Origin of the sequence: Rhodococcus sp. WMMA185, from assembly GCF_001767395.1 — a bacterium.
Classification (GTDB): Bacteria; Actinomycetota; Actinomycetes; order Mycobacteriales; family Mycobacteriaceae; genus Rhodococcus_F.
Map to the genome: position 1 here is coordinate 4,196,786 of NZ_CP017014.1, position 12,145 is coordinate 4,208,930.

8 protein-coding genes are annotated in these 12,145 nt (G+C 63.9%); 4 read left to right on the forward strand and 4 right to left on the reverse strand.

The window, feature by feature from the left end; translation table 11 throughout:
* Positions 1-97 precede the first annotated feature (97 nt).
* Positions 98-1,876 (forward strand): ATP-binding protein, encoded by a 1,779-nt coding sequence (locus BFN03_RS18935; RefSeq protein ID WP_070381088.1) that lies wholly within the window; start codon positions 98-100, stop codon positions 1,874-1,876.
* A gap of 317 nt (positions 1,877-2,193) precedes the next feature.
* Here BFN03_RS18935 and BFN03_RS20700 read toward each other — a convergent pair whose 3' ends face one another.
* The 3 genes from BFN03_RS20700 to BFN03_RS18945 form a co-directional block, all read right to left on the reverse strand.
* Positions 2,194-2,352 (reverse strand): hypothetical protein, encoded by a 159-nt coding sequence (locus BFN03_RS20700; RefSeq protein WP_198163306.1) that lies wholly within the window; start codon positions 2,350-2,352, stop codon positions 2,194-2,196.
* A gap of 148 nt (positions 2,353-2,500) precedes the next feature.
* Positions 2,501-3,688, reverse strand: a complete 1,188-nt coding sequence (locus BFN03_RS18940) for an NAD(P)/FAD-dependent oxidoreductase (protein ID WP_070380305.1) — start codon at positions 3,686-3,688, stop codon at positions 2,501-2,503.
* Between the two features lie 36 nt (positions 3,689-3,724).
* Positions 3,725-4,189 carry an SRPBCC family protein gene (locus tag BFN03_RS18945; protein ID WP_070380306.1) on the reverse strand — a complete coding sequence of 155 codons (465 nt, stop codon included), beginning with the start codon at positions 4,187-4,189 and terminating at the stop codon, positions 3,725-3,727.
* 212 nt (positions 4,190-4,401) lie between these two features.
* Here BFN03_RS18945 and BFN03_RS18950 point away from each other — a divergent pair, with 212 nt between their 5' ends.
* A complete protein-coding gene (locus BFN03_RS18950) occupies positions 4,402-7,857 on the forward strand; it encodes a DEAD/DEAH box helicase family protein (RefSeq protein WP_070380307.1) in 3,456 nt (1,151 codons plus the stop codon).
* 21 nt (positions 7,858-7,878) lie between these two features.
* Here BFN03_RS18950 and BFN03_RS18955 read toward each other — a convergent pair whose 3' ends face one another.
* A complete protein-coding gene (locus BFN03_RS18955) occupies positions 7,879-8,976 on the reverse strand; it encodes a hypothetical protein (protein WP_198163308.1) in 1,098 nt (365 codons plus the stop codon).
* Between the two features lie 315 nt (positions 8,977-9,291).
* Between BFN03_RS18955 and BFN03_RS18960 the strand changes: the two genes are divergently transcribed.
* Both BFN03_RS18960 and BFN03_RS18965 read left to right on the forward strand, forming a co-directional pair.
* Positions 9,292-10,677: an MFS transporter gene (locus tag BFN03_RS18960; protein ID WP_232320362.1), complete on the forward strand. Its 1,386-nt coding sequence runs from the start codon at positions 9,292-9,294 to the stop codon at positions 10,675-10,677.
* A complete protein-coding gene (locus BFN03_RS18965; protein WP_070380309.1) occupies positions 10,674-12,140 on the forward strand; it encodes a pyridoxal phosphate-dependent decarboxylase family protein in 1,467 nt (488 codons plus the stop codon). The genes BFN03_RS18960 and BFN03_RS18965 overlap by 4 nt, the downstream gene beginning before the upstream one ends.
* Positions 12,141-12,145: the final 5 nt, after the last annotated feature.

Below are 12,145 nucleotides of genomic sequence, written 5' to 3' on the forward strand. Positions count from 1 at the left end.
TCCGTACTCAGGTGGAGAATATGGTGATTGATCTGCGGATATCATCAAATGGACACAAATAGAGAAAATGAGTACATAGGTGGGCTATCCTGTGGACATGTTGTGGACCGCGGAGCGACTTCAGGATGTGCTGGCGGACCTGCGACTGCGCGGCGGGGATCGCACTGAGGTCGAAGTCAAGCGTGCGACTGGTGGATGTCCTGGGTTGGCCGAAACGCTCTGCGCCTTCGGCAACATGCCAGAAGGCGGCACCATCCTTCTGGGCGTCGATGAAGCGCGAGACTTCGAAGTCGTCGGCGTGGCATCCGTGGCCGAGATCGAGGGAAGTGTTGCGTCGCAAGCTAGGAACAGGGTCACACCTCCCGTTCACGTGAAGTTCGAGCATGCGGTAGTCGACGGACGAGATGTCGTCGTTGCCGGTGTGGCTGGGCTCCCGACATCCGACCGGCCATGTCGTGTGGTCAGGGGAGATTCCGCGTATCTGAGACAGGCCGACGGCGATTATCGGATGTCAGATCAGGAAGTGGCACAACTTATCGCACTCCGCGACAAGCCTCGCTACGACGCGGAATCGGTAGCAGGGTCTTCCGCTGAGGATCTCGATGCACGGCTTGTAGCGGTGTTTCTTTCAGAAGCGAGATCCTCGTCCAGGCGGCTTGCCGATGCCACGGATGAACAGATTCTCCGGTGGAAGGGGGTTACCTCGCCTGAAGGGCACAATCTTACGATCGCGGGGTTGTATGCGCTCGGACAGTACCCACAGCAGTTCGCGCCGTCGTTGTCCATCACTGCTGGGGTCGAACTACCTGATCGGACTGAGGGGCGAACACGTGACCTGGTTCACCTCGACGGTCCGATTCCGGACATGTTGGATCAAGCAATGGAATGGGTGCGCCGGAACACTCGAAGTGTGATCCGGTACGGTGCCGATGGTCACGGCGTCGACCAGAGTGAAATTCCTATGGTCGCCGTCCGAGAGTTGATCGCAAACGCGCTGGTACATAGAGACCTTGGCCCGCATACACAGAGCAAGCGTGTGGAAATTCGTCTACGAGACGATAAGCTGGTCATCGCGAATCCGGGCGGGCTGTGGGGCTTGAGCCGTGATCAACTCGGCAAGCCGACCGGGAAATCCGCAGTAAACGAATTCTTGTATGAGATTTGCAAACTGACGCGGACGAAGACGGGTAGCCGTGTTGTCGAAGGTGAGGGTGGCGGAATCCGGGAAGTGCGATCGGCCCTGCGCCAAGCAGGGATGCGCCCTCCTGAGTTCCATGACACCGGTGTGAGATTCACCGCAGTTGTTCCGCGCCATGCGCTGCTGTCCCCTGACGACCTGTCCTGGCTGACCGATGTTGTCGGAGATGCGGCGTTATCGGATATGCAGCGTCAGATTCTCGCCTCGATGCGTCACGGACAGGAATGGACGAATTCATTTGTGCGACAGGAGTTTGCACCGATCGATTCGACCGATGCCCGAGCCGTGTTGCAGGGCTTGGTCACCGCAGAGCTCGCCGTTGCCAGTGGTGATCGAGGCAGCACCACCTACCATCTTGCGCCGAAACTTGCCGAAGGAATCGAACGGACCGTACCAACGGTAGAGATTCTTGATGCAGGGGACGACACCCCGACACCCTCTGGTGTGCCGGGAAATGCGGAACTTGCAAAGTTGGCGTCCAACGTCCCACCGGTCTGGGGTGCGCTCGACCAGCCCAGGTCTGTCCGGGAACTGGTTGATGCGACAGGGCTCAAGGCGCATCAGGTCAAATACGCACTCAACAAGTTGATCGACCGCGGAATCATTCAGATCTATGGAGGCCCCGGCCACCGGGGGACTCGGTATATGCGCTGTTCGGGCAGTGTTGACTCGAGCTGAGTATTTGAGGCAAGGTACCTCCACTCTGACGCGGTAACGCACCGGAGGCAGAGTGGCACACCAGCGTCCATGTCCCGCACCGCTTGCTGGTGAACGTGACGTTGCTGGCTGCATGGTGACGACCTCGTGCCGCTCTCGTTGCTGTTGGCGAGGATCTCGTTGAAGTCTCCGCTGGTGCCTCGGGACCGCTGCCGGTAGCACTTTGGATGTCCCACTGTTTCGGTATGCCCCCGGATTGATGGCGACGCCGACGAGCTAGATGCCGTCGCCTGCTCCTTAGGCGGCAGTTCTCTCTCGCGGCGATCGATATCGTCACTCTATTCATCCAGTTCCGACGCAAAGGCGTCGAGGGCGACGTTCTCGGAGTCGGTGCGGGCCTGTCGATCCGGTTCCCGTTCCGCGACATCCTGTTCCTGCTTCGCCACCTTCTTGGTTGCCGTTCGATGGGACGATTCGGCCCTGGCTGAGTGGCTCACGAGCAAGGGGAAGGGGTCGTACGAGCAGTACCTCATCCGCTGGTTCGCGGAGCATGAGCTCGATGTGTTGAAAGGGGAATCCTGACGGATGACGGGGCGGCGATCGAGGCGTCCTGACGGCCCGACTTCGTCGACAGACCCGCCCGAGTTACCCCGCCAAGTACGCGGGCGGCGGCGTGCGATCGAGGGCCAATGCCACGGCCGCGCGGGCCGCGACGGCGCCGACCAGGTTGCCTGTGCCGTTGTACCCGCCCACGGCGATGACTCCAGGGCGGGTTTCCGCGCACAGTGGACGACCGTCGTCCGTGTAGCCGACAGACGCCGCCCACCGCTGGACGACGTCGACGGGACGGCCGGCTATGCGTTCGGCGACGTACTCGATGTAGTGCTGCACCGCCGTGGTCGGCGAGGTGTCGGTGGTCCACTCGGCATCGGCGAACAGGTCCCGCCCACCGCCGACGAACAGGCGCCCATCGGCGGTTTGCTGTGCGTAGTCGTAGCCCCACCGGCCGTACACCGGGCACGGCAGGCGCCGGGGGAGGCCTTCGGCAGTACAGAGCATCTGCAGCCGTGCCGTCCGGACGCGTCCTCGTAATTCCGGGAGCACCTGCTCGAGCCGGCCGTCCACCGCCACGATGATCACGGGTGCATGCACCGCGCCGTGATCGGTGACAACCCTTCCGTTGTCGATGAGCCTGACGTTCGAGTGCTCGTACAGCTCGGCCGAATGTCGCAGCAGCGCCGCCAGTTTCAGTGCGCGACGGGATGGATTCATCGCCGCATCGTCGGGCAGGTACACCCCGGTCCCGAGTTCACCCTCATAGTGCTCGACACGGATTCCGTTGTCCCGCAGCGCCGCTGCGAGCGCCGCACAGTCGGCCTCCTCGACGGCCCGGTCGCGGGCTTCGGCGGCGTCACGGGGAGCACCTGGAAGTCCGGCGAGCCGGATCGAGCCAGTTCGGGCGATCACGTCGGGTCCCAAGACCGCGGCGAGATGGTCGAGTTCTGCGAGCGTGGCCCGATACAGCTCGACCGCTGGCGCACCCCACGCCTCGACGGCCGAGTGCAGGAACGCTGATGGCCCACCCAGCAGAAACCCGCCGTTGCGGCCCGCAGCACCGGCCGCGACCCTGCCGCCGTCGAGCCCGACGACCCGGAGTCCGCGGCCCGCCAGTTCGACGACGGCCGCCAACCCCGAGCCGCCGAGCCCGACGACGCACGCATCCGCGGTGACCGTCTGTTCCAGCCGCGGCAGACCCTCCCACGACGCGACCACGGGGTCGTCGTCCCAGGCGCACGCCGAGTCCCGTCGTGGTGCGGATCGGGAGTTGCTCACGGTGATCGTCGGCTATCTTGCCCGGTCGCGGCCGGGTTAGTTGGACTCGGCAGCCTTCTTGATCGCGGCGAGGGTTGCCGGAATGCTGCTGTGTGCGGCGGCGGTGCGATCGTCGATCTGTTTTTGGGCATCGGCTCCGAACTTTTCCTGGAACATGGCAAGTCCGGCGGGCAGGAACTCCCAGGACTCGGTGAGTTCGGTGCCACCGTCGCAAGGGGTGAAGGTGTAAGCCCACCGGACGAAGGAACCGCCGACGACGAAAGTGAACTCTCGTCCGCGGTCGGCGACCACCACCTCCGAACGCGTCTCCCAGGTCCTTTCCGGCAGTTCGTTCCGCCCGGTGAACCAGGCGCCCACAACGGGACCGCCGCCCTCGTCCCACCAGCACACCTTGCAGATCGGACTCCACTCGCCCGTCCGAGTCACGTCCGAGACCATGTCGTAGAGAACCTCGGGCGAGCTGTCGACGACAATCGACGCCGAGAAAGTGAAATCGCTCATCTCGGCAGTATGCCACCGGAATTTACCGAACGCTCCCGGCGAAGCGGCGTCACGTCGCGCCAGCGACCGGGACGACGCGGAGAGGGGCTGCGGGTGCCAAATCAGGGGACGCGTCTGGTAGCTCGGCCGTTGCCACGATCAGCACTACCCGGTCAGTCGGAACCCTGTGCGAAGATCACCGGACGACCATTGCAAGAGAAGGATGGGCATTGATGGCGGGGAACTTTGACTTTCTGCAGGCAGAGTGGCCGATGCTGCACGCGGAGGCGCGTAAGGCGGAGCGGGACGCGCTCTTCGATGCCCGCACCACCTGTTTCTACACTCGGCGCACTGTCGAACTGATAGTTAAGTGGCTGTACCAGGTGGAATCGCTGCGGGAGCCCTACAAGAGTGACCTTGCCGCCCGCCTGCACGACCCGGCGTTCGTCTCGATCATTGGGCACGGGCTGCAGGCGAAGATGAATCTCATCCGCAAGCTCGGTAACACCGCCGTCCACGAGGCGCGCCCGGTCCCGCCCGACGCTGGGCGCAAGGTCCTGACTGAGCTGTTTCACATCCTGTCCTGGCTCGCCCGCACCTATGCGAGCCAGCCGTCGAGTCGGCCTTCGCCGCAGCAGCAGTTCGATCCGGGACTGCTACCCAAGCCCGGCGGCGGTGCCGCGGTTGCCAAGACTGTTGCGCAGCTCAAGAAGCTCGAGTCAGACATGGCGGCCAAGGACGCACTCCTGGAGCAATCCGAAGCCGAGAAGCGTGATCTGGCAGCGCAGTTGGCGGCGCGTGATGCTGAGAAGCAGACCAGCGACCTCGAGAAGGCGTCCCTCGAACAGCTGGTTGAACAGTTGCAGGCGCAGATCGCTGCGGCGCACGCCGCCAGCGCGGCGACACCCGATACCCACGATTACGACGAGGCGCAGACCCGCCGCGACCTCATCGACCTGCTGCTTCAGGAGTCCGGTTGGCCGCTTGATCAGCCCCGCGACCGCGAATACCCGGTGGAGGGCATGCCGGACGGCAAGAACGGGTTCGTCGACTATGTGCTGTGGGGTGACGACGGCCTCCCGCTCGCGGTGGTCGAGGCCAAGCGCACGTCAAAGGATCCCCAGGTAGGCCAGCAGCAGGCCAAGCTGTATGCCGACTGCCTCGAGAGGTCGACCGGACAACGACCGATCATCTACTACACCAACGGGTTCGAGCACTACTTCTGGGACGACACTCATTACCCGCCCCGGCCGATAGAGGGCTTTCACACCCGTGACGAGCTGGCACTCGTGGTCCAGCGTCGTGCCTCCCGCAAGCCGCTGGGATCACTCGAGGTGCCCAACAAGATCGCCGGCCGGCCCTACCAGGAGCGCGCGATCCGTCGCGTCACCGAGTATTTCGAGGCTGACAATCAGCGCGCGGCGCTGCTGGTGATGGCGACCGGCTCCGGTAAGACACGAACCGTCGTCGCCCTCGTCGATTTGCTGATGCGGGCCAACTGGGTCAAGCGGGTGCTCTTCCTCGCTGACCGCAAGGCGCTCGTCAAGCAGGCCGTGAACGCGTTCAAGACCCACCTGCCCGACTCGTCACCGGTGAACCTGCTCACGGAGAAGAACACCGACGGCCGCGTCTACGTCTGCACCTACCCGACGATGATGGGTCTGATCAACGAAGTCGACGGCGGGGAAAGGAAGTTCGGCCCCGGCTACTTCGACCTCGTGGTGATCGACGAGGCGCACCGCTCGGTGTACCAGAAGTATCGACACATCTTCTCGTATTTCGATTCGTTGCTTCTCGGTCTCACCGCAACCCCCAAGGATGAGATCGATCGCAATACGTACTCTCTCTTCAACCTCGAAACCGGAATTCCCACAGACGATTACAGTCTGGAACAGGCTATCGAGGACAAGTATCTTGTTCCACCGCGAGCGGTGACGGTTCCGCTGGCCTTTCCTCAGCGCGGGATCACCTACGACGACCTGAGCGACGAGGAGAAGCAGCAGTGGGAGGGTATCGAGTGGGGTGACGACACTGAAGAAGACGTAATCCCGGACGGCGTCGACGCCGAAGTCGTCAACAAGTGGCTGTTCAATACCGATACCGTTGACAAGGTCCTCGAGGTCCTCATGACCCGTGGGCACCGGGTCGAGGGCGGCGACCGTCTCGGCAAAACGATCATCTTCGCGAAGAACCAGCGCCACGCCGACTTCATCGCGCAGCGCTTCGACGCAAACTATCCGCAGTTCAAAGGATCGTTCGCGCGGGTGATCACACACGCCGTCGAACAGAGTCAGGATCTGATAGACCAGTTCTCGCAGGCGGAGAAGGACCCCCAGATCGCGATCTCCGTCGACATGCTCGACACCGGTATCGATGTCCCCGAGGTGGTCAACCTCGTCTTCTTCAAACCAGTGCGTGCCAAGGCGAAGTTCTGGCAGATGGTCGGACGCGGAACCCGTCTGTGCCCAGACCTGTACGGGCCCGGTCAGGACAAGACCGACTTCTTCATCTTCGACGTCTGTGGGAACTTCGCATTCTTCAAGGAGTATCCGGACGCCTCGGAAGGAGCGGTGACAGCATCGCTGTCGCAGCGACTCTTCACGAGGCGAGCAGAATTGGTTGCGGCGCTGGGTAAGAACGATACCGATGCCGAACTTCGATCGACCACCGCCGACATGTTGCACAAGCAGGTGCAGGGGATGCGTCTCGACAACGTCATCGTCCGCGCGAAGCGGAGGCAGGTCGAGAGGTATTCCGATCGGACCGAGTGGGAGTCACTGTCGGAGCGCAAGCTTGCCGAGATCGTCGAGAACCTGGCGGGGCTGCCGACGACGGTGCGCGACACAGACGAGATGGCCAAGCGCTTCGACCTGATGATCCTGGGTAGCCAGCTGGCGGTCCACTACCACGACGACACCCTCCCGAAGTATCGGACGTCGATCCAGCAGATCGCCGACGGGTTGCTCGACGAGGGGTTGAACATCCCGAAGGTGAAGGAAAAAGAGCCGCTGCTTCGCGAGGTGGCCGGAGACGAGTGGTGGCAGGACGTGACACTGCCGATGCTCGAGCATGCACGCCGCGAACTTCGCTCCATCGTCGGACTGCTCGAGAAGAAGAAGCGCACGATTGTCTACACCGACTTTCAGGACACCCTCGGCGACGTCGTCGAGGTCGACATGCCGGAGTTGCGATCCGGCACGGACGTCGAGCGCTTCACCGCGAAGGTGCGGGACTATCTGCGGCGCCAGCCCGACAACCTCGCACTGCAGAAACTACGAAACGGAAAGGCGCTCACTCCTGCGGATCTCGTTTCGTTGGAAGAACTTCTCGCTCGCAGCGGTGCCGGTGATCCCGAGGATCTCGAGCGTGCGGTAGAGAACGCGAAGGGACTGGGGCGGTTCATTCGATCGCTCGTCGGTCTGGACAAGCAGGCGGCAACCGAGGCCTTCGCGGAATTCCTGAACGGCAAGACCGCAACCGCCAGCCAGATCGACTTCGTGAACCTCATCATCTCGCACCTGACCCGCCACGGGGAGATGGACCCGAAGCTGCTGTTCGAGTCGCCGTTCACCAACAGCGCCCCGCACGGGCCCACCGAGGTGTTCGGCGACGATCAGGCAGTGCGGCTCGTGCAGGTGATCCGGTCGATCAACGACTCCGCCGAGCCGACTGAGGTGGCCAGCGCCTGAACTGACCAGCGGGCTATGCGCTCACTCGGTGATGGACCGCGGGACCGGCAGCAAGATCCTTTCTACGACATCCGCGTTCGCCGGATCGGCGAAGGGGTCCGGCTGAACCCAGGAAACGGTGCCGCACGTGCGCCTATCGAGGTCGACCGTCGTGCGCTTGCCGTCCGGTGTTCGTATGGTGACTTGTCCGTCAGCACATCTCCATCCCGTGTCGTCGGCGCGCGCCTGGCTGACCCGAAAACGTCTCGCTCGCAATGCAGCCGCAGCTTCCGGGTCGTCGACCGGTATGAGCCGTCGGTTCTGATCGAGCATTCGCACAGGGTGTGCGTCTGGCTCGACGCGCACGAGACCACGCCGTCGATCAATCCGCATCACCGGCCGGGGCATGCGGAGGATGAACAGGCGTCCGTTGTCGACGACGCCTGCGCCGCCTTCGGTGCTCACGCGTTCGACGGTCAACGTTCCGTCGTCGGCGCGGTCGCATCGGAACACGTCGTAGGGCGAGGTGATCCAACATCCGCTCCGATCGGCATGGATGTCGCGTCGCGTACTTCCCGATGGCTCGATTGTCAGCGGCAGCAGGTACTCGGTGATCCTCGGTGGGGACGAGCGGCTATCAAGATGCAGAAGAGTGGGATTCGACCGATCCATCACCCAGACGTCCGTGCCTTCAGCGGATAGCGCCCCCGGAACGAACTGAGAATCGAGGGCTGGAACGTCGTCGAGGTCGAGGTCGACCAATACCCCAGTTGGGCTGAAGCTTTCGTCGTCCCAAAGTGGTTCCAGGGTCGACCAAAAGCGCTGCGGGGTGGACTCGAACTCGATGAATCGCTCAGTACCTTCGATGGCACTAACACTGTTGTCCGTGCGTTCGATTCTTTGCTCGACCACCCGAACCCGTCGTACCCTGCCTCGTACGGGTACAGGATCATCGTCCAACCGTCCCGGTCCGAGGGTGGCGACGAACCTTCCTGTGACCTCGACCGCTCCCGTGATAGGGCAGTCGGACCACCAATCGGCCGACCAGCCGTCTCCGAACAAAGAGATCAGCCAGCGCAAGCTACCGTCCGTGTGAACGCCGGGCATCCGCCCGAAGATCGGCCGTGCGGTGGCTTGCATGGATTGTTCGATGGACGATGCCTCGGAACCAGTAGGGATGAAATGCACCGCCACTTCGACAACATCACCTCGGGAAGGCGGGGCTAGTGAGCGATCATCAAGAACGGAGCCGGGAATCAGGACCCGGAGTGTGCGACTTGCCGTTTCGGCGATCATCGTCGAACCCCACGCACTCGACGATCCGATGGACGACGCCACCGGGCGCGGGGCTACCTTGCGCTGAACTGTAGCGCACTGTTGAAACAGAGGTGGCAGCGCTTCGGTAGGGCGCATCTCCAGTTCCGGATGCGCAGAACCCGCTCGAGACTGAAACCGATGGCATATGTTGACCCGATGACCATGGCTCCCCCACGTCTGAGTAGATCGACGGTCGCCGGCTATTCGCTCGGGTCGGTGGGTACGGGAGGGTTCGCGACCCTGCCCGGTCTGGTGCTGGCCTACTACCTCACTGACACGCTTGGGGTCGCTGCCGCGGTCGCGTCGGTGGTGGTCTTCGCTCCGAAGGCGCTCGACGTGCTGATCAACCCGTATATCGGCTCCCGCAGCGATGCCGACGCGGCTCGTACAGGAACGCGCCGACGGTTCCTGCTTCTCGGTGCGCTCGCCCTGCCGGTGTTCTTCGCGCTCACATTCGCGGTGCCCGCCGGCGCCGACGCGCTCCTCGGGTGCCTGTGGGTGACGGTGGCGTTCGTACTCGCCGCGATCGCGTTCAGCCTGTTCCAGGTTCCGTACATCGCGTTGCCCGCCGAGCTCACCGACGACTATCACGAACGGTCTCGGCTGATGTCCTGGCGGGTCGCGCTGCTCGCCGTTGCGATCCTGCTGTTCGGCGCGGGCGGTCCGGCGTTGCGCGAACTCGGGGGCGGCGACAGGCCCGGATACTTGTTGATGGGCGTCGTCGCGGGGCTCACTCTCGGGCTCGGCATGCTGGCCGCCTGGCGGATCGCACCACGCGGCCGCAACATCGTCCTCACCCGCGATCCAATCCCGGAAGGTGCCTCGTCGGGCCACGGTCTCGCCGACAGCTTGGCAGCGGTGCGCTCGAGTAGTCCGTTCCGATTCCTGCTCGGCGCCTTCGTGTTACAAGCACTGGCTACTGGATGCATGCTGGGCGCCGCCCAATACGTGGCCACCTACTTGCTCGACTCCGAGGGTTCGGTGTCCGTCTTGTTCGCCGCGCTCGTCGCACCGGCGCTGGCGGTGATGCCGCTGTGGATGCGGCTGGTGCACGCGTGGGGCAAGCGCGGCGCATACTTCCTGGCGTCCGGATTGTTTCTGGCCGCCGCCGTTGCGATGCTCGGACTGCTCGCCACCCCCGGGCCGTGGGTGTATGCGGTCGTGGCACTCGCCGGTATCGGCTACGCCGGTATGCAGATGCTGCCGATGTCGATGCTCCCGGACGTGATCAGCGAACACGAGACCAACACCGCCGGATCGGTTCGCGCGGGTGCTTTCAGTGGGGTGTGGACCGCCGCGGAGACCGTGGGCTTGGCACTAGGACCTGCGGTGGTGCTCGCCATCCTCGCGGTCACCGGATTCGTCTCCTCCACCGGTGGGGAAACCGTCATCCAATCCGACGGAGCGATCACCGGAATCGTCATCGCATTTGCAGCTGTGCCAGCGGTTCTCGTGGCTGCGAGCATGGTTGCGCTACGCGGGTACAGACTGTCAGCCGAAGAACGGATCAGGAGCGCCCGATGATCTTTGAACGCACTCCCGCAGAGGTGCTCGCCCGACTCGATGAAATGCGCGAGGCGGACGCGCCGACCGAGGGCGGGCGACTGCTGTCGTATGTATATGACCCGGATATCGCCGAGCTGCAAGAGGTTGCGGCTGAGGCCGCACGAAAGACACAGGCGCTCAACGGGCTCGACCCCACTACGTTCCCTTCCGTCGCCGCGATGGAACGCGATCTCGTGGCGTTGGCCCGTGACGTGCTGGCGGACGGTGTGCCCGATGTGGTCGGCAGCGTGACCAGCGGTGGCACCGAAAGCTGCATGCTTGCGGTCAAGTCGGCCCGCGACACCTGGCGGGCCGCGACCGGCAGGTCTGACCGGCCGACACTGCTGATCGGTTCCACCGCGCACGCTGCATTCATCAAAGCCGCGCACTATCTTGATCTGAACTTGCGGGTGCTACCCGTGGATCCGGACACCTGCCGGCTGCGCGCCGAGGATGTGGCCGCGAGTCTGGACGGGGCAGTGGCGTTGGTGGTGGTGTCGACGCCGTCCTACCCGCACGGAGCGGTGGACCCCGTCGCTGAGATTGCGGAAACATGTGCAGGCCGGGGCGTCCCGGTGCATGTTGATGGTTGTATCGGAGCCTGGGTGTTGCCGTGGTGGCCGGGTGCCGAGGAGCGACCGGCGTGGGACTTGCGGGTGCCGGGGGTCGAGAGCATCTCGGTGGACCTGCACAAGTACGGCTACGCCCCGAAGGGGGTGTCGGTGCTGCTCTACCGCGACCGAGACCGGCACCGCCGACAGTGGTTCGCCACCAGCGCCTGGCCCGGCTACGCGGTGGTCAACCCCACCATTCTCGGGTCCCGTTCCGTGATGCCGCTCGCCGCGGGGTGGACGGTCTCGCAGACGTTGGGGCGCAGTGGATTCGCGGAACTGACCCAGCAGATCGCGCGGGCCACCGAACAGGTACACAAGGCCATCTACAGCATCGAGGGGCTTAGAGTTGTGGGTGATCCGATTGGTCCGCTGCTCGCCGTGGCCGCCGATCCCGAGGTTGCCCCGGAGCGCCAGGTAGATCCGCATCGCTGGGCGGACGCCGCGAAGGATCTGGGCTGGACGCTACAGCCCCAGCCGGGCCGGACGCAGTCGGACGGCACGACACTGCCACGCACCACGCATCTGACCGTCACGCCGGTCACCGAGAAGGTCAGCGTGGAGCTGTGCGACGCACTGGCCGTGGCGGCGGACTCCGCGCGCGGTATGCCGGGGGCGCAGGCACCAGCGGACTTCGTCGCCGCAGCCGGTCAGATTCGGATGGACGACCTGACCAGTGAGAACTGCGCAGCAGTCCTAGCCATGGTCGGGATGGAACCCGGCGGCGGACTGGCCGGCCCGATGTCTGAGGTTCTGGCGCTGATCGAGGCCCTACCGGAGCCCGTGGCGGAGCGTCTGCTGATCGAATTCCTTGCCCGCTTCATGGAGTAGATCCT